General features: G+C 66.2%; 22 protein-coding genes, 2 tRNA genes and 1 pseudogene. 10 read left to right on the plus strand and 15 right to left on the minus strand.

The features are described from left to right. From AC56LK_RS11500 to AC56LK_RS11510, 3 genes are all read right to left on the minus strand, one after another. A partial coding sequence (locus AC56LK_RS11500) for an IS4 family transposase (RefSeq protein WP_497184649.1) occupies positions 1-669 on the minus strand: 669 nt, incomplete at its 3' end. Positions 670-816: 147 nt separating this feature from the next. Beyond that, positions 817-1,254, minus strand: a complete 438-nt coding sequence (locus tag AC56LK_RS11505; protein ID WP_497184650.1) for a universal stress protein — start codon at positions 1,252-1,254, stop codon at positions 817-819. Positions 1,255-1,373: 119 nt separating this feature from the next. Continuing rightward, positions 1,374-2,081, minus strand: a complete 708-nt coding sequence (locus tag AC56LK_RS11510; protein ID WP_497184651.1) for a GntR family transcriptional regulator — start codon at positions 2,079-2,081, stop codon at positions 1,374-1,376. Between the two features lie 180 nt (positions 2,082-2,261). Here AC56LK_RS11510 and AC56LK_RS11515 point away from each other — a divergent pair, with 180 nt between their 5' ends. Beyond that, positions 2,262-5,039: a glycosyl hydrolase 115 family protein gene (locus tag AC56LK_RS11515; protein ID WP_497184652.1), complete on the plus strand. Its 2,778-nt coding sequence runs from the start codon at positions 2,262-2,264 to the stop codon at positions 5,037-5,039. Positions 5,040-5,064: 25 nt separating this feature from the next. After that, complete coding sequence (locus AC56LK_RS11520; RefSeq protein WP_497184653.1) at positions 5,065-6,444, plus strand: enolase C-terminal domain-like protein; 1,380 nt, start codon at positions 5,065-5,067, stop codon at positions 6,442-6,444. Between the two features lie 7 nt (positions 6,445-6,451). Here AC56LK_RS11520 and AC56LK_RS11525 read toward each other — a convergent pair whose 3' ends face one another. Together AC56LK_RS11525 and AC56LK_RS11530 are read right to left on the minus strand one after the other, a co-directional pair. After that, positions 6,452-7,933, minus strand: a complete 1,482-nt coding sequence (locus AC56LK_RS11525) for an SEL1-like repeat protein (protein WP_497184654.1) — start codon at positions 7,931-7,933, stop codon at positions 6,452-6,454. A gap of 151 nt (positions 7,934-8,084) precedes the next feature. After that, positions 8,085-8,174: transfer RNA gene (locus AC56LK_RS11530), tRNA-Ser, on the minus strand. 152 nt (positions 8,175-8,326) lie between these two features. Between AC56LK_RS11530 and AC56LK_RS11535 the strand changes: the two genes are divergently transcribed. Next, positions 8,327-8,884, plus strand: coding sequence for a sigma-70 family RNA polymerase sigma factor (locus tag AC56LK_RS11535; protein WP_497184655.1), 558 nt, complete (start codon positions 8,327-8,329; stop codon positions 8,882-8,884). Further along, positions 8,881-9,573 (plus strand): anti-sigma factor, encoded by a 693-nt coding sequence (locus AC56LK_RS11540; RefSeq protein WP_497184656.1) that lies wholly within the window; start codon positions 8,881-8,883, stop codon positions 9,571-9,573. Before AC56LK_RS11535 ends, AC56LK_RS11540 begins: the two co-directional genes overlap by 4 nt. 3 nt (positions 9,574-9,576) lie before the next feature. Here AC56LK_RS11540 and AC56LK_RS11545 read toward each other — a convergent pair whose 3' ends face one another. The 5 genes from AC56LK_RS11545 to AC56LK_RS11565 form a co-directional block, all read right to left on the minus strand. Continuing rightward, on the minus strand, positions 9,577-11,211 hold the full coding sequence (locus tag AC56LK_RS11545; protein ID WP_497184657.1) for a DUF4394 domain-containing protein: 1,635 nt from the start codon (positions 11,209-11,211) through the stop codon (positions 9,577-9,579). Between the two features lie 346 nt (positions 11,212-11,557). Continuing rightward, positions 11,558-11,647, minus strand: a tRNA-Ser gene (locus tag AC56LK_RS11550). Between the two features lie 105 nt (positions 11,648-11,752). Further along, a complete protein-coding gene (gene serS / locus AC56LK_RS11555; RefSeq protein ID WP_497184658.1) occupies positions 11,753-13,042 on the minus strand; it encodes a serine--tRNA ligase in 1,290 nt (429 codons plus the stop codon). Positions 13,043-13,128: 86 nt separating this feature from the next. After that, the gene (locus AC56LK_RS11560) at positions 13,129-13,326 is read right to left on the minus strand and encodes a hypothetical protein (RefSeq protein ID WP_497184659.1); all 198 of its coding nucleotides are present in this window, start codon (positions 13,324-13,326) and stop codon (positions 13,129-13,131) included. Positions 13,327-13,458: 132 nt separating this feature from the next. Continuing rightward, on the minus strand, positions 13,459-13,965 hold the full coding sequence (locus tag AC56LK_RS11565; protein ID WP_497184660.1) for a hypothetical protein: 507 nt from the start codon (positions 13,963-13,965) through the stop codon (positions 13,459-13,461). Positions 13,966-14,088: 123 nt separating this feature from the next. On the opposite strand from AC56LK_RS11565, the gene AC56LK_RS11570 reads away from it, so the two are divergent. Then, the gene (locus AC56LK_RS11570; protein ID WP_497184661.1) at positions 14,089-14,445 is read left to right on the plus strand and encodes a winged helix-turn-helix domain-containing protein; all 357 of its coding nucleotides are present in this window, start codon (positions 14,089-14,091) and stop codon (positions 14,443-14,445) included. On the opposite strand, the gene AC56LK_RS11575 is transcribed toward AC56LK_RS11570, so the two are convergent. The 3 genes from AC56LK_RS11575 to AC56LK_RS11585 form a co-directional block, all read right to left on the minus strand. Then, positions 14,442-15,743, minus strand: a complete 1,302-nt coding sequence (locus AC56LK_RS11575; RefSeq protein WP_497184662.1) for a replication-associated recombination protein A — start codon at positions 15,741-15,743, stop codon at positions 14,442-14,444. The genes AC56LK_RS11570 and AC56LK_RS11575 overlap by 4 nt on opposite strands. Before the next feature lie 123 nt (positions 15,744-15,866). Next, positions 15,867-16,502 (minus strand): outer membrane lipoprotein chaperone LolA, encoded by a 636-nt coding sequence (gene lolA, locus AC56LK_RS11580; protein ID WP_497184663.1) that lies wholly within the window; start codon positions 16,500-16,502, stop codon positions 15,867-15,869. Positions 16,503-16,513: 11 nt separating this feature from the next. Continuing rightward, entirely contained in the window at positions 16,514-19,003 is a 2,490-nt protein-coding gene (locus AC56LK_RS11585) for a DNA translocase FtsK (protein ID WP_497184664.1), read from the minus strand. A gap of 193 nt (positions 19,004-19,196) precedes the next feature. Here AC56LK_RS11585 and trxB point away from each other — a divergent pair, with 193 nt between their 5' ends. The 5 genes and pseudogenes from trxB to AC56LK_RS11610 all read left to right on the plus strand — a co-directional run bounded on the left by trxB (position 19,197) and on the right by AC56LK_RS11610 (position 22,052). Next, complete coding sequence (gene trxB, locus AC56LK_RS11590) at positions 19,197-20,162, plus strand: thioredoxin-disulfide reductase (protein ID WP_497184665.1); 966 nt, start codon at positions 19,197-19,199, stop codon at positions 20,160-20,162. 9 nt (positions 20,163-20,171) lie between these two features. Then, a complete protein-coding gene (locus AC56LK_RS11595) occupies positions 20,172-20,840 on the plus strand; it encodes a Smr/MutS family protein (protein WP_497184666.1) in 669 nt (222 codons plus the stop codon). A 112-nt stretch (positions 20,841-20,952) separates the two neighbouring features. Beyond that, positions 20,953-21,096: pseudogene (locus AC56LK_RS11600) on the plus strand (transposase); the annotation flags it as partial. A 67-nt stretch (positions 21,097-21,163) separates the two neighbouring features. After that, positions 21,164-21,379, plus strand: a complete 216-nt coding sequence (locus tag AC56LK_RS11605) for a hypothetical protein (RefSeq protein WP_497184835.1) — start codon at positions 21,164-21,166, stop codon at positions 21,377-21,379. A gap of 67 nt (positions 21,380-21,446) precedes the next feature. Further along, the gene (locus AC56LK_RS11610; protein ID WP_497184667.1) at positions 21,447-22,052 is read left to right on the plus strand and encodes a trimeric intracellular cation channel family protein; all 606 of its coding nucleotides are present in this window, start codon (positions 21,447-21,449) and stop codon (positions 22,050-22,052) included. 24 nt (positions 22,053-22,076) lie between these two features. Here AC56LK_RS11610 and AC56LK_RS11615 read toward each other — a convergent pair whose 3' ends face one another. Further along, positions 22,077-22,415, minus strand: a complete 339-nt coding sequence (locus tag AC56LK_RS11615; RefSeq protein WP_036250489.1) for a P-II family nitrogen regulator — start codon at positions 22,413-22,415, stop codon at positions 22,077-22,079. A gap of 40 nt (positions 22,416-22,455) precedes the next feature. Continuing rightward, the gene (locus AC56LK_RS11620) at positions 22,456-24,504 is read right to left on the minus strand and encodes an NAD(+) synthase (protein ID WP_497184668.1); all 2,049 of its coding nucleotides are present in this window, start codon (positions 24,502-24,504) and stop codon (positions 22,456-22,458) included. Between the last annotated feature and the right edge of the window lie 23 nt (positions 24,505-24,527).

Raw genomic sequence — 24,527 nt, forward strand, 5'->3', positions numbered from 1 at the left:
AAGGGTTGCCGAGAGATAGGCACGATCGAAGATCGTCAACGATCGATCCGGCACCTTGTGCATCAGTGATTTGGCAAAGCTCAGCTCCGAAATGCCGTAATCACCAAACTCGGCGGCACGGATCAAGTGGGTGTAGGTGTCCATCAAGCAGACTGCGCGTAATTGCGGCCAGGCGCCGTTGCTCTTGTCGTTCGAGCCTCGCCCAAACTTTTCACCGTTGGCTGGTGTGTCAGGCAGCGACCACACCACGCCGTCGACGGCGTAACTGCGCAACCCATGAAACAACCCTTGTTCAGGTATGGCAGTGCTCCCCCAGCAGCTTGCCAGGCGTTCGAACAGCCATGCCATCGGTGCCTCTCCCAAGCGCTCGCGGCCTGCAACCGCGGCACTGGGAACGGGAGCACTAGGCGTCGGCCCATCGGCGAGATCGAGCTGCTGGACGATGTGCCAGATCGGTTCGTTGCGAAACAGGGCCAGGCCGATTACCAGCCACACCATGCGCTCGGCGGGCAAGCGCCGTCGGCGCAATGACACCGTACCGGTCTGTTGCAGAGCTTCGTCGATCCAGGCTGGATCGATCAGGCTGGCGAAGCGCTCGAACTCATGCGGTGTCAGCTCAGCCGTATAGTCCAGGTCAAGTTGGAGAGCCATAATAAAAAACGGATTCATGTTTTGAACATGAATCCGTTTTAGCTCAAGCCACCAAGAGGTCAATGCCTTAAGTGACAGGCATTACCCCGCAGGCCGGCCTTCTGCAGCATGCCTTCGATGAAGCCGATGCCGGTGCCTGCTACGGCCGGCCCTTCCCGTGCTGTGCTAGCGGTGCACCAGCACGGGAATCGCGCTGTGGACCAGCACCTTTTGCGTCTCGCTGCCCAGCAACAATCGCTTCAATCCCCTGCGTCCATGCGAGGCCATGATGATCAGGTCGCACAGGCGGTCGCGCGCGGTGGCGATGATGGCTTCATGCGGCTCGTCCGACACCACCTGCACGCTGCTGCAGGGCACCCCGGCAGCCCGCGCCAGCGCGGCGATCTCGTCCAGCCTGCGCTGCGCCGCCTGGCTGGCGCTTGCCTGGTACTGCTGCCGGGTCTGTTCCAGCATCCCGGTATCGGCAGTGATGGCATGGAAAGCTGGCGTGGCGGTGATGGCGACCAGCTCCGCTCCTGTCTCCCTGGCGAAGTCGATGGCAGCCAGGACGGCGCGCTGCGAGGCCTCCGACCCATCGGTTGGCAATAATATGCGTTTGTACATGGCCGCTCCGGAAGGTGGGACGGCGCCGCACCGCGGCACCGACGATACGCATTAGAGTCTTGCGACAAGCGGCATGTTCCGGTCAGGCGATGGACTTTTCCTGAGGCATGTCAAGCCGATCAGTCTGAACCGGGCGTCCAGTAGTGCGGATATTGCTCGCGCAAGGCGTCGAGTTCCGAGAGCGTGCCGGACAGGTGGCGCCGCAGGGCGGCTTCGGCCGCGGCCGCATCGCCGCGCCCGATCGCGTCGGCGATGTCGGCATGGTCTTTCAATATCGACTCGCTCTTGTTGTTGAGCGGCAAGTGCAGGCGGCGCAGGCGGTCCATGTTGCCGCTGCGGTGGCGCATCAGCCGCCACAGTTCCTCGACGTCGGCAGCAGTATAGAGCTGGCGGTGGAAGGCGTGGTCGACGCGGTTGAAGGACTCGAGGTCGCGCGCCTTCAGTGCCGCCTTCTGCTGGAGCACCAGGCCCTGCAGCGTCTGGCCGAGCGCCGCGTCCTTCTTCTGCGCGAGCGTGCGGACCACTTCGAGTTCGACCGCCAGCCGCAGGAAGTGGGCCTGGCGCGCCGACGCAATGCTGATGCCGCGCACCCGCGTCGCGTGCTGTGGGTAGATGTCGACCAGGCCTTCTTCTTCCAGGCGCATCAGGGCATCACGGATGGGGGTGACGGACAGGTCGAAATGTGCCGACAGTTCGTTGCGCGGCAGTACGGTTCCCGGCTTGAGCATGAGGCTGACGATTTCCTCGCGCAGGTACTCGTAGACCTGGACTGCGGCGTGGCGCGACCGGTCGAGAGTGAACGGTCCGCTGAATACGATGGTTTCCATGTGGTGAAGCCTGAGGCTGACAGTATGATTTTTTTAGAGTTCTCGCGCGGCGCATCAGGGTACCCGGGCAGGACAGGCGCCTGCGATCAGCTTCATGAGCTTTTCCGGATCGGGCAGCCTTACTCCACGCGAACTATCTAGAATGCACTAATACATTAGTCTAGCGCAGAACCAACCTTTATGAACCTTGTTTTTATCGCCATCGGCCTGCTGCTGGCCAGCGGCGCCGTCCAGGCCCGGTCCTTCCCCCTCGACGTGGATGAACGCCTTCCCGTCATCGTCGCCGAGTCCCACCCCACCTTCCGGCTTGCCGGCGACCTGCTGGGCCGCGACCTGCGGGAATTAACGGGGCTGGCGGCCACCCGGACAGACAAGCTCGCGGACTGCCGCGCGCGCTGCATCGTGATCGGCAGCGCCGCGTCGCCGCAGGTCGCGGAGGCGGCGCAGGCGATGGGCGTCGACCTGGCGCCCCTGAACGGCCAGCAGGAACGCTACATCCGGGCCGCCGGCAAACTGGGCGGGCGCGATGTGCTCCTGATTGCCGGCGCCGACCGCCGCGGCGCCGTCTACGGGGTGGTTGACGCGACGCGCGAACTGGGCGTCTCTCCCTGGGAATGGTGGGCCGACGTCAAGCCGGCGCGCCGCAGCGGCCTGGTGCTGGACGGCGCCCGCCGCCTGTCGCCGGCGCCCTCGGTGGCCTGGCGCGGCATCTTCATCAACGACGAGGACTGGGGCCTGCAGCCCTGGGCGGCGAAGACCCATGACCCGGCCAGGGACATCGGCCCGCGTACCTATGCGCGCGTGTTCGAACTGATGTGGCGCCTGAAGGCGAACCTGATCTGGCCGGCGATGCACGACTCGACCCGCGCCTTCTATACGCTGCCGGGCAATGCGCAGGCGGCCGACGACTACGCGATCGCGGTCGGCAGCTCGCACGCCGAACCGATGATGCGCAATAACGTCGGCGAATGGAAGGACGCCTTCGGCGACTTCAACTACTTCAGCAACCGCGCACGCCTGCTCGGCTACTGGCAGGAGCGCATCGACCAGGTCAAGGGCTACGAGAACGTCTACACCCTCGGCCTGCGCGGCAAGCACGATTCGGCCATGGAAGGCGCCACCAGTCCCGCGCACGCCCGCGACACCGTGCAGGAAGTGGTCAAGCTGCAGCGCGACATGTTGGCGCGCAGCCTGGGCAAGCCGGCGGCGCGCATCCCCACCGTGTTCACGATGTACAAGGAGGTGCTGGATTACTACAACGACGGCCTCCAGGTGCCGGACGACGTGGCGCTGGTGTGGCCGGACGATAACTACGGCTACCTGCACCAGCTGGGCACGGCGAAGGAAGGCGCCCGCCCCGGGGGAAACGGCATCTACTACCACATCTCCTACTGGGGGCGCCCGCACGACTACCTGTGGCTGGGCACGACCCATCCGGCCCTGGTGCGCGACCAGCTCGAGCGCGCATGGCAGATGGGGGCGCGGCGCCTGTGGGTGGTCAACGTGGGCGACATCAAGCCCAACGAGTACCTGACCCAGTACTTCCTCGACGCCGCCTTCGACGCGGGCGTACTGCGCCAGGACCCGGCCCGCCACCTGGCCGCCTGGGCCGCCCAGGCCTTCGGCGCCGCACATGGCGAGGAGATCGCCGCCATCCAGCAGGAGTATTACGGGCTGGCCTGGGAGCGCCGCCCGGAATTCATGGGCTGGAGCCAGACCGAACCGACCCGGCCGGTGCGCAGCACCGACTATGTCCGTACCGGCGGCGAGGAAGCCGAGCGGCGCCTGGCGCGCTATGCGGCCCTGGTGGCGAGCGCCGAAGCGCTGGAACAGCGCCTGCCGGCCGGGCTGCGCGACGCTTATTTCCAGCTGGTGCTGTACCCGGTGCGCTCCAGCGCCAGGCTGAACACGCGCATCCTGAAGCTGGACCTGGCCGCCGAATACGCCCGGCAGCAGCGCCCTTCCTCCAACTACCACGTCGGGCTGGCCAGGGAGGCGCATGCGGCGCTGGTGGCCGATACCGCCGCCTATAACGCGCTCGGCAAGGGCAAGTGGGCCCACTTCATGGACATGGCGCCGCGCCGCCTGCCGGTGTTCGCCGAACCCGCCTATCCGACCTGGAGCAAGCTGTCGGTCACGTCCTCGCGCAGCGGCTGCGGCCTGGTCTACCCTGCCCCGCATTCGATGGAGGCGAATGCGCTGGTGCTGCCCGCGGGGCGCAAGGCCAACCGCGCCATCACCCTGGTCAGCTACGGCCGGCAAGACGTCGCCTGGTCGGTCGCCGCCGGCGCCCAAGGCCTGCGTCCGCACCTGCAGGGCGGCAAACTGGATGCGGCCAACGGCTACGAGCAGCGCATCACGCTGGAATACGACGGTGCGGCCAAACCAGTCCTGGCGCTGCAGTGCGGCGACAAGGCGGTGAAACTGAACCTGCAGGTGCAGGCGGCAGGCCAGGCCATGCCGGGCGAACGCGAACGCATCGTCGTCCTGCCGGCCGGCAGCGCGGCAGCCGGCAGCGACTGGGAGCGGCAGCCCGGCCTCGGCACGTCGGGACAGGCCATGCGCGCCCGCCTCGACCTGCCCTCGCGCGACAGTGCGGCTCTCACCAGGGCCACGCCGCTCGAATACCGCTTCCAGACCCGCAGCGAGGGTGGCGCCCTGCTCCGCTTCGTCGCCGTACCGGTGCACGGGCTTAGTTCCGAACACCGGCTGCGCATCGCGGTGCAGCTCGACGACGGCCCGCTGCAGACCTTCGACTACACGACCGTCGGCCGCAGCGACGAATGGAAGCAGAACGTGCTGTCCAACATGGCGGTGCGCACCAGCACCTTCAGCCAGCTCAAGCCCGGCGTGCATGCCCTGCGCGTGTATGCCCTCGATCCGGGCGTCGTACTGGACCGCATCGACGTCGTGATGGACGGCGCCCCGCACTACTACGGCATGCCGCCGTCCGACTGAGCCAGCCCACAACCACTATCCAGCCATGAACACCATGCGTTGCTCCTCGAGCCCCACCATCACCGCCATGCGCGTCATCCCCGTGGCGGGCCGCGACAGCATGCTGCTCAACCTGTGCGGCGCCCATGGCCCCTGGTTCATCCGCAACCTGGTGCTGCTGGAGGCCAGCGACGGCCGCACCGGCATGGGCGAGGTGCCCGGCGGCGACGGCATCCTGAAGGCCTTGCAGAACGCGGTGCCGCTGGTGCTGGGCACCGAGGTGGCCCGTTACCAGCGCACGCTGAATGCCATCCGCGCCAGCAACGGTGCACATGCCGGAACAATGCAGCACCAGGTCAGCTCCGCCGCGGAAGCCGCCGTGCTGCGCCAGCCGCACGAGATCAACCTGCGCCTCGACAACGTGATTACTGCGGTCGAAGCGGCCCTGCTCGACCTGCTGGGCCAGCACCTGGGCGTGCCGGTCTGCGAACTGCTCGGGGCCGGCCAGCAGCGCGACCGGGTGCCGATGCTGGCCTACCTGTTCTACATCGGCGACAGCGGCCGCACCGACCTGGATTACATGCCGCCGCGCGGCGGCGGCGACTGGTACGCCATGCGCCTGCGCGAAGCGCTCACGCCGGAAGCGATCGCGGACCTGGCCGACGCCGCGGCCGAACGCTACGGCTTTCAGGACTTCAAGCTCAAGGGAGGCGTCATGTCGCCGCAGGACGAACTGCTGGCCATCGCCGCGATCAAGCGGCGCCGGCCGGACGCCCGCTGCACCGTCGACCCGAACGGCGCCTGGTCCCTTAGCGAGTCGATCGCGGTCGGCAAGGAGTACGGCCACCTGCTGGCCTATGCCGAGGACCCCTGCGGTGCGGAACAAGGCTATTCGGGCCGCGAGATCATGGCCGAGTTCAAGCGCGCCACCGGGGTGCGCACCGCCACCAACATGGTCGCCACCGACTGGCGCCAGATGGGCCACTCGCACCTGTTGGGCGCGGTCGACATCCCGCTGGCCGACCCGCATTTCTGGACCATGGGGGGCTCGGTGCGCCTGGCCCAGTTGTGCCACGACTGGGGCCTGACCTGGGGCTCGCATTCGAACAACCACTTCGACGTCTCGCTGGCCATGTTCACCCATGCCGCGGCCGCGGCGCCGGGGACCATCACCGCGATCGACACACACTGGATCTGGCAGGAAGGCGCCGAGCGCCTGACGCGCGAGCCGCTGCAGATCGTCGACGGCGCGGTAGCGGTGCCGGACCGGCCGGGCCTCGGCATCGAACCGGACCAGGCCCGGATCGAGGCGGCGCATGCCCTGTACCGGAAAGTGGCCCAGGGCGCGCGCGACGACGCGGTGGCGATGCGCTGCCTGGTGCCGGGCTGGACCTACGATCCGAAGCGGCCGAGCTACGCGCGCTGAGCGACGACTAGCGCGACGGTTTCAGGATGGCCTCGGCCCTGGCGCGGTCCTGGGGCGACAGCTTGCCGTCGATCGCGGCGATGGCCGGGCCGGCGCGCTCGAAGCCGCTGGCCTTGGCGAGGCTGAACCAGACATAGGCCATGCCCAGGTCCTTGTCGCCGCCTTCGCCATTGGTCAGCATGACCGCCAGGTTGAACATGGCCTCGGACTCGCCGCGCATGGCGGCCTGGTTGAACAGCTGGCGCGCGGTGGCGAGGTTCTTCGGCACCTGCTCGCCGGCGTAGAAATACGAGGCCAGCGCGCTCTGCGCTTCGGGCACCAGTTTCAGGGCGGCCTCCTTGTAGTACACGATCGCCTTCTCCTGGCTGACCGGCACCCCTTCACCCAGGTCGTACATGCGGGCCATCGCATACAGGGAGCGTGCATGGCCCGACTTGCCCGCCTGGGCGAACCAGGCGCCCGCCATCTTGATGTCCGGGGCCAGGCCCTCGCCACCGGTGTAGTACAGTTTCGCCAGGTTGAACTGGGCCGGGACGTAGCCTTCTTCCGCCGCTTGCTGGAAGTAGTCACGCGCCTTCTTGCTATCCCGCGGACCGCCGACGCCGGCCTGGGACGCCAGTCCCAGCATATTCAGGGCAGGCACGAAGCCGAAGTCGGCGGCCTTGCCGTACCACTTGCGCGCCGCGGCCGGATCCTTTTTCACGCCGCCGATGCCATGCAGATGGATCCTGGCCAGCAGCAGCGCCGCGTCGATCATGCCGTTCGACGCTTCCGGGTCTTTCGGGTTGAAACGCAGCTTGTCGCGGCGTTCATCGAAGCGTGTGCCGGCAGCCCGGTCGAGCCAGTACAGGGCCTTGTCGGTACTGCGCGGCACGCCCAGGCCTTCCAGGCTCAGCTTGGCCAGCAGGACGGCGGCTTCGGGATAGCCGATCTTGCTGTAGGCGATGTCGAGCTGGGCGGCCGCCTTGTCGTATTCCCTGGCTTCGAGGTGGGCCAGCGCGTTGGCGAAGGACTTGTCCTTGCGGATGATGTGTTCGCGCCCCGAGGCGAACTTGCGGTCGCCGACGGCGCAGGGCCCGGCCGCCACGCTCGAGGCCGCGCCGGTGATGGACGAGGAATCGACCACGTTCGAGGCATCGCCGTAGGGCGCCTTGCTATTGAATTTCTGCAGGGTCGGCGAAGGCATCGGGGTGCCGGTCTCGCTCGTCTCGCCGGGCTCCTGGACTTGTTCGAGCTGCTCGAGGTAGGTGTCCTCATCGTCCTGGGCCGAAAAGTAGGCGCTGTCGAGCGCACATTTCTGCGCCAGGCTTCCCTTGAGGACGCGCCGCTTGGCGGCGAATACCTGCTTGCTTTCCCCGGTGGGAGTCTTGTTGCCGGTGATCTTGACGACCTGGCCGGCCGCTTGCGCTTCGGGGACCGCGGCCGGGGTCTGGGCGGCGGCGGACGACAGGGTGAACAGGATGGCAATGCTGACGCTCGGTTTCAACACGGGGAGATCCTTGCTCGAGAGAGGTGTGGTAGCAAGTGTGCCGTTACTGATAATAAACTTCCATCGATTTTGGGTAGGAATCGGAAGTGATCAGCGGCTTGAGCGATTGCGGAAATGAAAAAGGCTCCCGGTGGGAGCCTTTTTCATTTACTGGCGGAGAGGGTGGGATTCGAACCCACGGTACGGTCACCCGTACGCCTGATTTCGAGTCAGGTACATTCGACCACTCTGCCACCTCTCCTGAATCGGTGCTGCGTGGTCGCGTAAGCGAGGCCGCATTATAGCCGCTGTCTCGCGTTTATGGAAGGTGAAAGCGCTAAAGAATATTGCGCTCCGTGCAGTCATTGTTTTACATTACTATCAACCCATCAAATCCATCAAAACGGAGTCCCGATGAGCACGGCAGGCGAATTCGATTACGAAGCCGCGCTGGCCGGCTGCGCCCGCGGCGAGCAGGCCGCGCTGCGCCGCATCTATGACCGCGACGGCAGCCGGCTGCTGGGCCTTGCGCTGCGCATCGTGCGCCATCGCCAGCTCGCCGAGGACGTCCTGCACGACGCCTTCCTCAACATCTGGACCCGCGCCGCCAGCTTCGACCCGGCACGCGGCGCCGGGCGCGGCTGGATCTACAGCGTGGTGCGCAACCAGGCGCTCAGCCTGGTCCGCAGCGGCGAACGCGAAATCGCCGTCGACGACGAGGTCCTCGACGATCTCGGTGCCGCCGCCGCCCAGGCCGTGGGCATGGACGACACGATCGCCCTGCGCCAGGACCTCGGACGCCTGCACGACTGCCTGGTCGGGCTCGACGCCGCCAAGCGCACCAGCATCCTGTACGCCTACATCGACGGCTGCTCGCACAGCGAGATCGCCGAACGCCTGCAATCGCCGCTCGGTACCGTCAAGGCCTGGATCAAGCGCGGCCTGAGCGCCTTACGGGAGTGCATGGGATGATGGCCGAAGCGAAGCGTGACCCCGAAGAACTGGCCGGCGAATACGTGCTCGGCACCCTGCCCTACGCCCAGCGGCGCGAGGTGGAGAGCGCGCTGCCGCATGATCCGGTGCTGCGCGCGGCAATCGCCGCATGGGAAGCACGGCTGTTGCCGCTGACCCGGCTCGTCGACCCTGAAGAACCATCGCCGCGCCTGTGGCCGCGGATCGAGGCCGCGCTGGCGGCCCAGGCCAGACCCGCTGCTCCGCGGGCGGGCTGGTGGAACCGGCTCGCGCTGTGGCGCGGCGTGGCCGCCGCCGGCTTCGCGGCCGCCGTCGCCATGGCCGTCGTCACCCTGCAGCCCGAGGCGCCGGTGCCGCGCTACATGGTGGTGCTGGCCGCGCCGCAGAACATGTCGCCCGGCTGGGTACTGCAGTCCGCCCGGGACGGCAGGCTGCGGCTGGTCCCCTTGCGCGCCACCGAGGTGCCGGCTGCGCGCTCGCTGCAGTTGTGGACCAAGGCGGACGGCTGGGACAAACCGGTCTCGCTCGGCCTGGTCGAACCGGGCAAGGCGGTCGACGTGCCGCTGCGCGACCTGCCGCCGCTGCAGCCGAACCAGCTGTTCGAGATCACCCTCGAACCGCCGGCCGGCTCGCCGATCGGACGTCCGACCGGCCCGATCCTTTTCATTGGACGGGCGGTCAGGATCTGAGGCCTACCTGAGCGAAATCGCGATGTCGCGCAGGCCCAGGCCGGCGCCGGCCACCGACAGGGCCGGATTCGCGGCTCCCGCAGCCGGCGTCGCCGCGCCCGTCGCCAGGTCCACCCGGTACAGCGAGGATGGGCCGCCGGCCGTCGTGCGCAGCGCAGCCATGGCGATGCCGTTGGCCCCGCCCGCGATGTCGAAGCCGGCGTCGCCCACTGCCGCCACACCCAGCGCCCCCACGTTCACCAGGATGCCGTCGTTCGGCGGATTCTGCAGGGCCAGGCTGTCGCTCTCGATATCGATGTCGAACAACTGGGTCGCTGCCGCGTTCGGGATGCTGTTGGTATAGGCCGCGGCGGTCACCATCGGCATGGCGCCGGCGCGATTGATGGTCCCGTCGGTGGTGGTAGCGCCGGTATCGACATTGATGCGCAAGCTCTGGCCGCGGTCGCTGATGACGCGCAGGCGGTCGGCCACCGGGTTGAAGTCGACCGCGAACATGCTCCCCGTCATGCCGGCATACGGCTGGGTGGTGTCGGCGGCATCAGCGGCCAGGGTCGCCTTGACCGTGGCCACGCCGGTGGCGGCGTCGATCGTCACGATGCGCGCAGCCGAAGTGAGGCCGTACAGCAGGCCGTCACGCGGGCGGATGTCGATGCCCACCAGGGTTTCGTTCGCGTTCAATCCTGCGATCGCCACGTCGCCGCCGAGGACATTGGGCGTGGCGGGCCGGAAGGCCACGATGCGGCCGGCGTCGGTCAGGCCCAGCACGATCGGCGACGGCGTCGCGCGCAGCGCCAATCCGCGCAGGTCCTCGCTCACGCCGAGCGCGCCGGCGGCAGTGGCTGCGTTCGTGGTGGCGGACAGGTTGATCGTATACAGGGTGCGCGCCACGACGGCATAGCCCATGTTGGTGGCGCCGTCGATGTCGAATCCGTTCACGGCGCCGGCATCCACGCCCAGCGCGACCGGCGTGGCCAGGGTGCCGTTGTTCGGAGGGTTCTGCACGTACAGGGTGTCGGTGGCGCTGTCCAGCGCGTACAAAGTGGTACTGCCCGTCCCGGCGAAGGAATTGGTATAGGCCGAGCCCGTGATCGCGCTGGTGGCGGCGCCGCCGTTGATGCCGCCATCGGTCGTGGTGGCGCCGGTATCGACGTTGATGCGCAGGCTCTGCCCGGTATTGCCGACCACGCGCAGGCGGTCGGCCGCCGGGTTGAAGTCGACGCCGAAGTCGGTGCCGGCCAGGGCGGTGTATGGCGCACTGGTGTCGGTGGCGTCGGCGCTGAGCGTGGCCTTGAGGGTAGCGGCGCCGGTCTCGGGGTTGAGGGTATAGATCCGGCCGCTCGTGCCGACCCCGTACAGCAGGCCGTCGGCCGGACGGTAGTCGATGCCGACCAGCTGCTCGCCGGACTGCAGGCCGGTGACGGCAGCCGAGGTGCGGACGGTGCCGGGTGCCTCGCGGTTGAAGGACACGAGGCGGTTGCTGGCGGTGAGGACGACCAGGTCGCCGGCGGTCACGGCGGCCGGCGGCGGGGTCGTGGACGGCGGGGGCAATGCATCGGCCTTATCGCTGCCGCCGCAGGCGGCGAGGATGGCGCTGATGGCGGAGGCAAGGAACAGCCTGGCAAGGGTGTGGTCGGTCATGGTCGCGTCCTATGGCGTGGTGGTTGGAGACTGCTGCCGCCTTCCGGTGCCGGGGCACGGAGCGGATACAGGCACTACGCCGGACGCGGGGGATTGGATGCAGTTTCGTCAAAAATATTTTTTAGACACAGGTGGACGCGCCAGAAATTGGCAGGGCAGTCGCCTTGCGGGTCGCATTTGTTCAGGTCGAGCGCGGGGTAGGACGGGTCGGCGAAGCGGAATCCGTCGGAGAACAGGCTGCCGTTGGTCCGCAAGTCCGCGGCTGCTCAAATGCGCAAGGCCCTCAGGGTCTTGCTCCTCTCCGCCAGCAAATAAAAAGGGCCCCGGTGGGGCCCTTTTTATTTGCTGGCGGAGAGGGTGGGATTCGAACCCACGGTACGGTCACCCGTACGCCTGATTTCGAGTCAGGTACATTCGACCACTCTGCCACCTCTCCTAAATCGGTGTTGCGGTCGCTGCAAGAGACACGCATTATAGCCACGCGCTTGCAAAAACGGAAGAGCAAATTTTTACTGTACGCAAAAATTTGCTCCAATAGAACTTACGCAGTCAGGCGCTCCAGCCCGCCCATGTAGGGACGCAGCACTTCCGGAATCACGACCGAACCATCCGCCTGCTGGTAGTTTTCCAGCACCGCCACCAGGGTGCGGCCCACTGCCAGGCCGGAGCCGTTCAGGGTGTGCAGCAGTTCCGGCTTGCCGGCGGCGTTGCGGAAGCGGGCCTGCATGCGGCGCGCCTGGAAGGCTTCGCAGTTCGACAGCGAGGAGATCTCGCGGTAGGTGTTCTGCGCCGGCAGCCAGACTTCGAGGTCGTAGGTCTTGGCGGCCGAGAAGCCCATGTCGCCGGTACACAGCAGCATGACGCGGTACGGCAGGTCCAGCGAGGTCAGGATGAACTCGGCCTGGCCGACCATCTCTTCCAGCGCGGCATACGAGGCTTCCGGATGCACGACCTGCACCATCTCGACCTTGTCGAACTGGTGCTGGCGGATCATGCCGCGGGTGTCGCGGCCGTAGCTGCCGGCCTCGGAGCGGAAGCACGGGGTGTGTGCGGTCATCTTCAACGGCAGCTGATCGAGCGCCACGATCTCGTCGCGCACCACGTTGGTCAGCGAGACTTCCGAGGTCGGGATCAGGTAGAAATTCTCGCCCTCGCCTTCCGCGCCGCCCTTCTTCACCGAGAACAGGTCGGCTTCGAACTTCGGCAGCTGGCCGGTGCCGCGCAGCGAATCGGCATTGACCATGTACGGGGTGTAGCACTCGGTGTAGCCGTGCCGGCCAGTGTGGGTGTCGAGCATGTACTGGGCCAGCGCGCGGTGCAGGCGCGCCATGCCGCCCTTCATCATCGAGAAGCGCGAACCGGTCAGCTTGGTGGCGGTGTCGAAGTCCAGGCCCAGTTTTTCGCCGATGTCGACGTGGTCCTTCACCTCGAAGTCGACGCTGCGCGGCGTGCCGACCTTGCGCACTTCGACGTTGCCCGATTCGTCGGTACCCTGCGGCGCGCTCTCGTGCGGCAGGTTCGGCAGTGCTTCCATGAAGCGCGCCATGCGTTCCTGCACATCGCCGAGGGCCACTTCGTTGGCCTTCAGTTCGTCGCCCAGGCCGGCCACGTCCGCCATCACGGCGCTGGTGTCCTCGCCTTTGCCCTTCATCATGCCGATCTGCCTGGACAGCGAATTGCGCTTGCCCTGCAGTTCCTCGGTGCGCGTCTGGATCGCTTTGCGCTCCGCTTCGAGGGCGTTGAAGCCGACCACGTCGAGCTGGAACTTGCGGGTCGCCAGGCGCGCGGCGACGGTGTCGATGTCTTTGCGGAGAAGTTGGATGTCAATCATGTCGGGTTGGGCTTGCGTATGTCGAAAACACAATTGTACCAAGCCGACAGCGGTTTTCTCCTGCTTTTACTTGACGAGCTTCTTGATTACTTCAGGCCGGCTTTTTCTGCGACGCTCAGGCGCGGTGCCTTGACGACGACGACGTGGACGGTCGAGTCGATCAGGATTGCCGAATCCTGTTTCACCACGTCGACCGGACGGCCGGCGGCGGTGGCATAGCTGGCGGCCAGGCCCAGTGCGGCGGCGCTCAGGAAGATGGCTTCGAAGTTTTTGCGGATGTTCATGGTGTGCTCCTTGGGGTCAGATGTGATTCGGTATGCTTGAACTTTACCGATCGGACCGAAGCATCGCCATCGGGATGCGATGAAGCGCCGAAAACGCGGGCTGGAATGCGCAAAGCGGGGACCGGGCGCCGCTTAGCGCCGGCCCATCGAGAGCAGCAGCTTGGCCGTGTACAGCACGATCAGCGTGCCCACGAAATCGCCGCTGGCCATGACCAGGAAGCCATGGAGCAGGCCTTCGCGCTGACCCTGCAGCGCGAACCAGAAGTGGTGCAGCGCCGGGCTGGCAATCGAAAACGCGAGCGCGCAGCCGAGCAGGCGCCAGGGGCCGAGGCCGGCGAGCGCGGACCCGATACGGCCGGCGATCAGCAGCCGGTAGGTCAGCCAGGGAGCGAGCGCGGCGAGGATGCCGCCGGCGAAGGAACGGATCGGATCGTCCGGGAAGAAGTAGAAGAAGCAGATGAACCAGGACGCGAACAGGATGCCGAGGGCGCCGGCCTCGGCGAACAACAGCGTGCACAGCAGGCGCACGCCGGCCGGCAGATAGATCCAGCTGATGCCGGCCGCGAATTCGAAACGGGAGAACAGGAGTTCGTTGAGCCCGATGGCGCCGAGGAAAAGGACAGCGGTCCCTGTGGCCATGGCGAACTTCATCTGCATATTGGACATGACCGGAAGCGCGAGCTAGGTTAAGATTTACTACTTTGCAGAAACATTATACCAGTAAATGTTATACCACTTTCATCGCGCATCCGCGGTACAGGCATGAGTAAACCGGCCCGCCCCGCGGACATTTACCTGCGTTTCCTGAATTTGATGGATGCGCTGCGCGCCCTGCCCGCGCTGCCGCCGCTCGACCCGCTCGAGGAGCGCATCCTGGGCGTGGTGGGCCGTGCCCGCCAGCTCGAGGAACGCCTGAGCGTGCGCGACCTGATGGGCCAGGACGAGCTGGGCGCCCCGGCGACCATCCATACCCGCATCAAGTCGATGCGCAGCAAGGGCTGGCTGGTGCTGGCCGACACCGAGGACAGCCGCCGCAAGCAGGTCGACCTGACCCCGGCGGCGCTGGCCTATTTCGATGAAGTCTCGGGGCTGATGCTGAAAGCCACCAAGGAAAACTAGGTGCTGGCCTCGTCGTCGAGGCTGCGCAGGAAGGCCAGCTTCTCGGCGATCTTCGATTCCACCCCGCGCGGCACCGGCTGGTACCAGCCCGGTTCGCGCATCCCCTCCGGCAGGTAGGTCTCGCCGGCCGCATACGCATGCGGCTCGTCGTGGGCGTAGCGGTATGCGTGGCCGTAGCCGAGTTCCTTCATCAGCTTGGTCGGTGCATTGCGCAGGTGGACCGGCACCTCGCGCGACTTGTCCTTCCGGACGAAGGCCATGGCCGCATTGAAGGCGTTGTAGCCGGCATTGCTCTTGGCCGCGATGGCCAGGTAGACCACGGCCTGTCCCAATGCCAGCTCGCCTTCCGGCGACCCGAGGCGCTCGTAGGTGGTCGCGGCGTCGTTCGCGACCTGGAGCGCGCGCGGGTCGGCCAGGCCGATGTCTTCCCACGCCATGCGCACGATACGGCGCGACAGGTACTTGGCGTCGGCGCCGCCGTCCAGCATGCGGCACAGCCAGTACAGCGCCGCATCCGGATGCGAGCCGCGCACCGACTTGTGCAGGGCCGAGATCTGGTCGTAGAAATTGTCGCCGCCCTTGTCGAAACGGCGCGCGTTGAGCGTCAGCGCGTTCTCGACAAACTCCGCGGTGATGGTCGTGATGCCCGAGGTCTCGGCCGAGGTCTTGGTCTGCTCCAGCAGGTTCAGGAAGCGGCGCGCATCGCCATCCGCGTAGCCGACCAGGGTATCGATCGCCACTTCCTCGAAACTCAGGTGCTGCAGTACGCGCGCCGAGGCGCGCTTGAGCAGCTGACGCATCTCGTCGTCGGTCAAGGCCTTCAGCACGTAGACCTGGGAGCGCGACAGCAGCGCCGAGTTGACCTCGAACGAAGGGTTCTCGGTGGTGGCGCCGATCAGGGTCACCAGGCCCGACTCGACGAAGGGCAGCAGCGCATCCTGCTGCGACTTGTTGAAGCGGTGGATCTCGTCGATGAACAGGATGGTGTGCTTGCCCTGCTGCAGATAGTGCTCGGCCTGTTCGACGGCGGCGCGGATATCCTTGACGCCCGACAGCACGGCCGACAGCGCGATGAACTCGCAGTCGAAGGCATAGGCGGTCAGGCGCGCCAGCGTGGTCTTGCCGACGCCGGGCGGACCCCACAGGATCATCGAATGCGGCTTGCCGGACTTGAACACCAGGTTGAGCGGCTTGCCGGGGCCGAGCAGGTGGCTCTGGCCGATGACTTCATCGATGGTGCGCGGACGCAGGGCTTCCGCCAGCGGCGGCGCGGGTTCGGTCTTGAACAGGTCATCCATGACGCGCTCCTGGGAGGGTCAGCGGAAATGGGAAACGAAGAGAATGCTTGTGCATGCGCCTAGTGTAAACGATAGGCGTGCCGGGGGCGGTACGAGGGAAGCTCGTACCGCCCCCGAGAGAATTTACTGGTTGACGACGTCGGCGCCCTTCGGCACTTCGAACCTGAACTGCTGCGCCCCCAGCGCCGGATTACGCTGGAAGCTGGTGAACTTCAGCAGGGACACCTGGCCGAACTGGTCCTTCAGCTCCATCGCCACCGGCACCCCGCCCTTCAGGCCGATGCCGATCTGCTCGAAGGTGGTGTGCTTGGCCTTCGGCACGGCGGTCAGCCATTCGGCGCCGTCGCGTTCACCGGCTTCCGACAGGGTGAAGTTCTTTTCCAGGTCGTTGCTGCCGAACAGGATGGCGGCCGGCGACGAGCCCAGCGCGTTGCCGAGCTTGCGGGTGCTGACCTGGTTCAGGTCCTTGTCGTAGATGTAGAGCGTCTCGCCGTCGGCCTGCAGCAGCTGCTCGTAGGGCTTCTGGTAGGTCCAGATGAACTTGCCGGGGCGGGCAAAGACGAAGCTGCCGCTCGAGACCGGAGCCGCCTTGCCGCTCTTGGACTTGGTGAGCTGCTGCTGGGTGAATTCGCCCTTGGCGGCCTTGGTGCCGGCCACGAAGGATTTGAACTGGTCCAGGGCGCTAGCGTAGGCCGCCCCTGGCATGGCCAGCGTGGCTGCTGCGATGAGTGCTGCGAATCGGTAGGTCGTGAATTGCATGTGCATTCCTCTTATTCGGCGGTCGTGGCAGGCACGAGAATGTCGCGGTTGCCGTTCGACTGCATCGGCGACACCATGCCGTTCTGCTCCATTTGCTCGATCAGGCGGGCAGCGCGGTTGTAGCCGATGCGCAGGTGGCGCTGGACCAGCGAGATCGAGGCCTTGCGGTTCTTGAGCACCACGGCCACGGCCTGGTCGTACAGGGCGTCGGACTCGCCGCCGCCCTCGCCCGCCGGGATGCCCTCTGCATTGCCCTCTTCCAGCGTGCCGCCTTCGAGAATGCCTTCAATATAATTTGGTTCGCCCAGCGACTGCAGATGTTTTACAACTCGATGCACTTCGTCGTCCGAGACGAAGGCGCCGTGCACGCGGATCGGCAGGCCGGTCCCCGGCGGCATGTAGAGCATGTCGCCCATGCCCAGCAGGGTCTCGGCGCCCATCTGGTCGAGAATCGTGCGCGAGTCGATCTTCGACGAGACCTGGAAGGCGATCCGGGTCGGGATGTTCGCCTTGATCAGGCCGGTGATGACGTCGACCGACGGACGCTGGGTGGCCAGAATCAGGTGGATGCCGGCCGCACGCGCCTTCTGGGCGATACGGGCGATCAGTTCTTCCACCTTCTTACCGACGACCATCATCAGGTCGGCCAGCTCGTCGATGATGATGACGATGGTCGGCAGCTTCTCGAGCGGCTCGGGATTGTCCGGCATGATCGAGAACGGGTTCGGGATGTGTTCTTCTCGCTTGGCCGCTTCCATGATCTTGCCGTTGTAGCCGGCCAGGTTACGCACGCCCAGCTTGGACATCAGCTTGTAGCGGCGCTCCATCTCGTTCACCGCCCAGTTCAGGGCGTGGCCGGCCTGGCGCATGTCGGTCACGACCGGCGCCAGCAGGTGCGGGATGCCTTCGTACACCGACATCTCCAGCATCTTCGGGTCGATCAGGATCAGGCGCACGTCGGCCGGGTCGGATTTATACAGGAGCGACAGGATGGTGGCGTTGATGCCGACCGATTTACCCGAACCGGTGGTACCCGCCACCAGCAGGTGGGGCATCTTGGCCAGGTCGGCGCAGACCGGCTTGCCGGCGATGTCCTTGCCCAGGGCGACGGTCAGGGCCGAAGCGCTGTCGCCATACACCTTGGAGCCGACGATCTCCGACAGGCGCACGATCTGGCGCTTCGGGTTCGGCAGCTCGAGCGCCATGTAGTTCTTGCCCGGGATGGTCTCGACCACACGGATCGAGGTCAGGGACAGCGAACGCGCCAGGTCGCGCGCCAGGTTGACGATCTGGCTGCCCTTGACGCCGGTGGCCGGCTCGATCTCGTAGCGGGTCACGACCGGGCCCGGATAGGCGGCGACCACCTTGGCTTCGACGCCGAAGTCGGACAGCTTCTTCTCGATCAGGCGGCTGGTGAATTCCAGGGTTTCGACGGCCACGGTTTCCTGGGCCGGCGGCGCCTCGTCCAGCAGCGCCAGCGGCGGCAGCGGCGAATCGCCGGCCAGCTCGTGGAACAGCGGGGTCTGCATTTCCTTCTGGGCGCGCTCGGATTTCGGCACGCTGGTCATCTGCGGCTCGATCTTGATCGAGGACGCGGCGCTCGCCACCGGCGACGGTGCGGGCATGGCGAGCGAGGCCGGCGTCGACGGCGGCAGAATCACGGGCTCCGGACGCGGCTCCGGACGCGACTCGAGCACCGGCTCGGCCTTGACGATCTGCGGCGGGGCCGGATGCTTCTCGGTGTATTTCTGGCGCTCGTTGACCACCAGTTCGTCGCGCTTGACGGCCGCGGCTTCGCCCTGCTTGCGGTCTTCGTGGTCTTCCATGCGCAGGCGGAACCAGTCGATGCTGTTCTCGACCGACTCGCCGATGCGCTCGGCCACGGCCAGCCAGGACACCTGGAAGAACAGCGAGAAGCCCAGGCCGAACAGCAGCAGGAGCAGCAAGGTCGCGCCGGTGAAACCGAAGGCGACGTGGGCCGAATGGCCGATCAGCTGGCCCAGCACCCCGCCGGCGGCGCGCGGCAGCTCGACGTTCCAGGACCACAGGCGCAGGTATTCGAGGCCCAGGCTGCCGGCCAGCATGATGGCGAAGCCGGTCCAGCGCACGTACATCTCGCCGGCATGCGGCAGGTCGGCCTCGTCCGGCTCGAGCCGGTTGGTCAGGCGGCGCCAGCCCTTCCAGACCCCGCGCAGGAAGATCACGCCCCACCACCAGGCCGAGAAGCCGAAGATGAACAGCAGCAGGTCGGACAGCCAGGCGCCGGCCTTGCCGCCCAGGTTGGCGATCTTGGGGACGGCGTTGGCATGCGACCAGCCCGGGTCGCCCTTGTTGTAACTTAATAATATAAGCACGAAATACAGGAAGGCCACGGCCATGGCCATCCAGCGCGCTTCCGACAGGAGGCGCGACAGCCGGCCAGGCAGGGGCTGGCGGGCGGCCCGCGTGGTTTGTGCGGTGCGGGTATATCCTGAGGTGCTGGCTTGGCTATTCTTGCTCATGCTGGGTACTGCTGAAGTAATCACTATCGACGATCCGCTCATTCTAAGCCATTAACGGCTGGGCTGGCCTACGATTCATGCTCCGGTGCATCATCGTCTATAATCTCATGTTGCAAACGGGTCTTGATTCCTGTGCTACCCGTCCCCAGTTTCCGTCTGTTCATCTGACGATCCATCTTTCTTGAAGCCTTCCATGACTACTTCCAAACACGCCAAAGTCCTGATTCTCGGTTCCGGTCCTGCCGGCTACAGCGCAGCCGTCTACGCCGCGCGCGCCAACCTGAGCCCGATGCTGGTGACCGGCGTCGAACAGGGCGGCCAGCTGATGACCACGACCGATGTCGAGAACTGGCCGGGCGACCCGCTGGGCGTGCAGGGTCCGGAACTGATGCAGCGCCTGCTGCAGCATGCGGAACGCTTCAACACCGAGATCGTGTTCGACCACATCCACACGACATTCCTAGAAGAAAAACCGATCCGCCTGGTCGGCGACGCCCATGAATACACCTGCGACGCCCTGATCATCGCCACGGGCGCCTCCGCCCAGTACCTCGGCCTGCCCTCGGAACAGGCCTTCATGGGCAAGGGCGTGTCGGCGTGCGCCACCTGTGACGGTTTCTTCTACCGCAACCAGGAGGTGGCGGTCATCGGCGGCGGCAATACCGCGGTCGAGGAAGCACTGTATTTGGCCGGCATCGCCTCCAAGGTCACGTTGATCCACCGCCGCGACAAGTTCCGCGCCGAGCCGATCCTGGTCGACCGCCTGATGCACAAGGTCGGCGAAGGCAAGATCGTGTTGGAGCTGAACCACACCCTGGACGAAGTCCTGGGCGACAACAGCGGCGTGACCGGCCTGCGCATCAAGTCGACCGCCGGCGGCGAGTCCAAGGACCTGAGCGTGCACGGCCTGTTCGTGGCGATCGGCCACAAGCCCAACACCGGCATCTTCGAAGGCCAGCTCGAGATGCAGAACGGCTACATCCGGACCAAGTCGGGCCTTGATGGCATGGCGACCGCCACCAGCGTGCCGGGCGTGTTCGCGGCCGGCGACGTGCAGGACCATATCTACCGCCAGGCGATCACCAGCTCGGGCACCGGCTGCATGGCCGCGCTCGACGCGCAGCGCTACCTGGAGGCGCTGGAAGACTCGCCGGCATAAGGGACATCGATGGCGGGGATGAAAGACTTTTCCGAACTGAAGGGCTTGCGCGACAAGCTCAAGGAAGACGAGCGCCTGCGCGCCATCGAGAAGGCCGAGCGCGAGAAGCGCGAGCGTCTTGCCCGCGAACGCGCCGTGGAGTTCCGCGGCGCGATGGAAGGCGTGCACAAGCTGCCGGAATCGGACCGCTACGTCTACCGCCCGGTCTACGTGGCCTCCGACCGCGTCTTCAAGGACCGCACCCCGCGCACCGAGGAAGAAGAAGTCGAAGCCGTCCTGCGCGAATCGCTGTCGGACCTGTTCGACGTCGAGGGCCTGCTCGACGAGGACCCTTCCCTGAGCTACGCCCAGGACGGCGTCGGCCCGGACGTGGTGCGCAAGCTGCGCAGGCGCCACTGGCCGGTGCAGGACGAGCTCGACCTGCACGGCATGAACCGCGACGAGGCGCGCGACGCCCTCACCGATTTCCTGCAGCGCGCCAACCGGCGCGGCGTCCGTTGTGTGCGCATCGTGCACGGCATCGGCTACGGCTCGCCCCAGGGCCAGCCGGTGCTGCGCGGGATCGTCCACAGCTGGCTGGTGCAGAAGAGCGAAGTCGTCGCCTTCTGCGTTGCTGGAAAGAAAGATGGCGGCCACGGTGCGCTGATCGTGCTGCTACGCCCCGCTCTGCTCGAGTAGGGCGGCGCTGCGCCGTGTGCGCATTCGCAGTCGCCGCCTGTCGCGCAAGCTGGAGAGTGCCAAGGTTGCCGCCGGGATCGCGGGCCGGATCCCGAAGGGCGCGCGGCCGCCGGTGTCGCACAACCGGACCACGGCAGGAAAGGCACTGGCGCGCCTGCACGCGCGCATCGCGCGGGTGCGCCACGATTTCCTCCACAAGCTCACTACCCGTCTCTGCCGCGAAAACCAAGCGGTCGTGATCGAGGACTTGAACGTGAAGAGCATGCTCCCCAACGTGCGCCTATCGCGCGCGATCGCCGACACCGGTCGACCTGACCGCACTGGTGGAAGACCTGATGGACGAGGCGCGCGTGGCCTACCCGACGATCCCGTTCCAGCTCACCTGCGACGAAGCGGCCATGGTGAATGCCGGCAGCGGGAGGCTGGGCCTGTACATCGCGCAGCAGATCGTGCGCGAGCACCATGGCGAGATCGCTTATCGCCACGAGGGCAACGAGGTGATCTTCTCGGTGCGCTTGCCGCTGCAGGGCGACACCTGACGTCTGCCCTACCGTAAATGCAGAGCGGCATGGTAGTCTAGCAACAGTCCCCGCTCTTCATTACTGCATGACCCTTATCAAGTTCATCGAAATCATGGCGATCCTGGTCGGCGCCTTCTCGGGCTTCATCGAAGCCCGGCGCAAGCGCATGGACCTGGTGGGTGTCTTCACGGTAGCCTTCATCACCGCTTTCGGCGGCGGTACCCTGCGCGACATCCTGCTCGACCGCCGGCCGCTGTTCTGGGTCATCCACCAGGAATACGCGATCCTGATCTTCGTGCTGGCGCTGGTGGCCTCGCCCCTGATCCGCACCCTGCGCCAGATCGTGTCGGAGCGCCTGATCGTGATCGCCGACGCGGTCGGACTGGGCCTGTTCTCGGTGGCCGGCGTGTCCGCGGCGCTGGCAGCCGGCATGCCGATCTTCATTGCCTCGATGATGGGGGTGATCACCGGGATCTTCGGCGGCGTGCTGCGCGATATCGTGTGCAACGAGGTGCCGATGGTCTTCCGCGACGGGAAGCCCTATGCGATCTGCGCCTTCCTCGGGAACTGGCTGTACCTCCTGATGGGCAAGTACGGCGTCGAGCCCGACTTCGCACTGTGGTCGAGCGCCCTGTTCATCAGCGGGCTGCGGCTGCTGACCTGGAAGTTCGATCTGCGGATGGGGCGCTGAGGCCCCAGCCGCGCTGTCCTGCCTTTACACCGCGTCCGCCCCGGTCTCGCCGGTACGGATACGGATCACCTGCTCGACGTTCTGCACGAAGATCTTGCCGTCGCCGATCTTGCCGGTGCGGGCCGCCTTGATGATGGCGTCGACCACGCCGTCCGCCATGGCGTCATCGACCACCACCTCGATCTTCACCTTCGGCAGGAAGTCCACCACGTATTCGGCGCCGCGATACAGTTCGGTGTGGCCCTTCTGGCGGCCGAAGCCCTTCACTTCGGTGACGGTCAGGCCGGTCACGTTGACCTCGGCCAGCGCTTCGCGCACTTCGTCGAGTTTGAAGGGTTTGATCACGCAGGTAATCTGTTTCATGTTCTTGTCTCTCTAAAAAACAGGGGGCTACGCGCCCCGGTTAGTCCGGAATATTCTTGAGGTCGTCCATCCACACGGTCGCTTCGGAATCCGACGGTGCGCGCCAGTCGCCGCGCGGGGACAGCGAGCCGCCGTTGCCGATCTTCGGCCCGTTCGGCACGCAGGTGCGCTTGAACTGGCTGGTCTTGAAAAAGCGCCACAGGAAGATGCCCAGGTTCTTCTTGATCGCAGCCAGCTCGTACTGGTTGCGTACGTTGGCCGCGTTCGGCCACCTGCCCTGCTCGCGGTCGTGCCAGGCACTCCAGGAGAGGAAGGCCACCTTGCTCGGCTTGAAGCCGTAGCGCAGCGTGTAGTACAAATTAAAATCCTGCAGCTCGTAGGGGCCGATGGTGTTCTCGGTGATCTGGGCCGGCTTGCCGTCCTTGTCCGCGCCCGGCACCAGCTCGGGGCTGATCTCGGTGTCGAGGATCTTGAGCAGCACGTCGGCGCCATTCTCGACCACCGCGCCGGTCTCCGCCACCCAGCGCACCAGGTAGGAGATCAGGGTCTTGGGCACGCTGGCGTTGACGTTGTAGTGCGACATGTGGTCGCCCACGCCGTAGGTGCACCAGCCCAGGGCCAGCTCGGACAGGTCGCCGGTGCCGATCACGATCGCGTTGTGGAAGTTCGCGAGGCGGAACAGGTGGTTGGTGCGCTCGCCCGCCTGCACGTTCTCGAAGGTGATGTCGTATTCCGCCTTGCCTTCCACGTAGGGGTGGCCGAGGTCCTTGAGCATCTGGATGCAGCTCGGGCGGATGTCGATCAGCTGGGCGCTGCAGCCCACTACTGCCATCAGGTCGTTCGCTTGCTTGAGCGTACGTTCACTGGTGGCGAAGCCCGGCATCGTATAAGCGAGGATGTTGGTGCGCGGCAGGCCGAGGCGGTCCATGGCCCGCGCGCAGACCAGCAGCGCATGGGTCGAGTCCAGCCCGCCCGAGACGCCGATGACGACCTTCTTGATGCCGGTGCTCGACAGGCGCTGGATCAGGGCCTGCACCTGGATGTTGTACACCTCGAGGCAGCGCTCGTCGCGGCGCGCGGCGTCGGCCGGCACGTAGGGGAAGCGTTCGACCGTGCGCGCCAGCGGCATCTCGCGGGCCAAGGGCAGCTCGAGCTGGAACTGAACCAGGCGGAACTTCGACACCTCGTCCGCATGGCGGCGCACCGATTGCGCGAAGGTGGTGGCGTGCATGCGCTCGTTCGACAGGCGGTCGAGGTCGACGTCGGCGAAGATCACGTGCGAGTCGTCGCTGAAGCGTTCCGACTCGGCCAGCAGCTCGCCCTTTTCGTAGATCAGCGACTGGCCGTCCCAGGCCATGTCGTTGGTCGATTCGCCGCGGCCGGCCGAGGTGTACAGGTAGGCTGCGAGGCAGCGTGCCGACTGCTGGCTGACCAGCTGGTGGCGGTAGCCGCTTTTCCCCACGACGACGTTCGAGGCCGACAGGTTGACCAGCACCGTGGCGCCGGCCATGGCGGCAAACGAGGACGGCGGGATCGGCACCCAGACGTCTTCGCAGATCTCGACGTGGAAGCGGAACAGCGGCAGGTTCTCGATCTCGAACAGCAGGGCCGGGCCGAAGGGCACGACCGCGCCGAACAGCTCGATCTGGTCGACTGCCGCGCAATCGGCCGCACTGAACTGCCGGGATTCGTAAAACTCGCCATAATTAGGCAGGAAACTCTTGGGCACCACGCCCAGCACGCGGCCATTCGCCACCACCACGGCGCAGTTGAAGAGCTGGTGGTTGACCTTCAGCGGCAGGCCGACGACCAGCGCCAGCGGCAAGGCTGTCGAGGCCTCGATGATCCTGGCCAGGCCGTCGAGGCAGGCGTCGAGCAAGGCGCGCTGGTGGAACAGGTCGTCGCAGCTGTAGGCCGAGATGCCCAGCTCCGGAAAGGCCGCCAGCACGGCGCCCCCGTCGGCGGCCTGGCGCGCCAGGGCCAGGGTCTGCTCGACGTTGAAGGCCGGGTCGGCGATGCGGCAGCGCGGGATGGCCACCGCGACGCGGGCGAAGTGGTGGGTGTAGAGGTTGAAGAATCGCTGGTTCATGGGTGGATCTTTTTAGCGACGGA

The sequence above is a fragment of the Telluria sp. ZB4P36 genome (assembly GCF_059685865.1).

What these genes read in the sequence shown, in the direction of transcription:
- AC56LK_RS11595 (WP_497184666.1), top strand. Translation starts at nt 20,172, where the DNA reads ATGGCGGGGATGAAAGACTTTTCCGAACTGAAGGGCTTGCGCGACAAG.
- AC56LK_RS11520 (WP_497184653.1), top strand. Translation starts at nt 5,065, where the DNA reads ATGAACACCATGCGTTGCTCCTCGAGCCCCACCATCACCGCCATGCGC.
- AC56LK_RS11560 (WP_497184659.1), bottom strand. Translation starts at nt 13,326, where the DNA reads ATGAACATCCGCAAAAACTTCGAAGCCATCTTCCTGAGCGCCGCCGCA.
- AC56LK_RS11620 (WP_497184668.1), bottom strand. Translation starts at nt 24,504, where the DNA reads ATGAACCAGCGATTCTTCAACCTCTACACCCACCACTTCGCCCGCGTC.
- AC56LK_RS11545 (WP_497184657.1), bottom strand. Translation starts at nt 11,211, where the DNA reads ATGACCGACCACACCCTTGCCAGGCTGTTCCTTGCCTCCGCCATCAGC.
- AC56LK_RS11570 (WP_497184661.1), top strand. Translation starts at nt 14,089, where the DNA reads ATGAGTAAACCGGCCCGCCCCGCGGACATTTACCTGCGTTTCCTGAAT.
- AC56LK_RS11565 (WP_497184660.1), bottom strand. Translation starts at nt 13,965, where the DNA reads ATGGCCACAGGGACCGCTGTCCTTTTCCTCGGCGCCATCGGGCTCAAC.
- AC56LK_RS11515 (WP_497184652.1), top strand. Translation starts at nt 2,262, where the DNA reads ATGAACCTTGTTTTTATCGCCATCGGCCTGCTGCTGGCCAGCGGCGCC.
- AC56LK_RS11535 (WP_497184655.1), top strand. Translation starts at nt 8,327, where the DNA reads ATGAGCACGGCAGGCGAATTCGATTACGAAGCCGCGCTGGCCGGCTGC.
- AC56LK_RS11540 (WP_497184656.1), top strand. Translation starts at nt 8,881, where the DNA reads ATGATGGCCGAAGCGAAGCGTGACCCCGAAGAACTGGCCGGCGAATAC.
- lolA (WP_497184663.1), bottom strand. Translation starts at nt 16,502, where the DNA reads ATGCAATTCACGACCTACCGATTCGCAGCACTCATCGCAGCAGCCACG.
- AC56LK_RS11575 (WP_497184662.1), bottom strand. Translation starts at nt 15,743, where the DNA reads ATGGATGACCTGTTCAAGACCGAACCCGCGCCGCCGCTGGCGGAAGCC.
- trxB (WP_497184665.1), top strand. Translation starts at nt 19,197, where the DNA reads ATGACTACTTCCAAACACGCCAAAGTCCTGATTCTCGGTTCCGGTCCT.
- AC56LK_RS11510 (WP_497184651.1), bottom strand. Translation starts at nt 2,081, where the DNA reads ATGGAAACCATCGTATTCAGCGGACCGTTCACTCTCGACCGGTCGCGC.
- AC56LK_RS11585 (WP_497184664.1), bottom strand. Translation starts at nt 19,003, where the DNA reads ATGAGCAAGAATAGCCAAGCCAGCACCTCAGGATATACCCGCACCGCA.
- serS (WP_497184658.1), bottom strand. Translation starts at nt 13,042, where the DNA reads ATGATTGACATCCAACTTCTCCGCAAAGACATCGACACCGTCGCCGCG.
- AC56LK_RS11615 (WP_036250489.1), bottom strand. Translation starts at nt 22,415, where the DNA reads ATGAAACAGATTACCTGCGTGATCAAACCCTTCAAACTCGACGAAGTG.
- AC56LK_RS11505 (WP_497184650.1), bottom strand. Translation starts at nt 1,254, where the DNA reads ATGTACAAACGCATATTATTGCCAACCGATGGGTCGGAGGCCTCGCAG.
- AC56LK_RS11610 (WP_497184667.1), top strand. Translation starts at nt 21,447, where the DNA reads ATGACCCTTATCAAGTTCATCGAAATCATGGCGATCCTGGTCGGCGCC.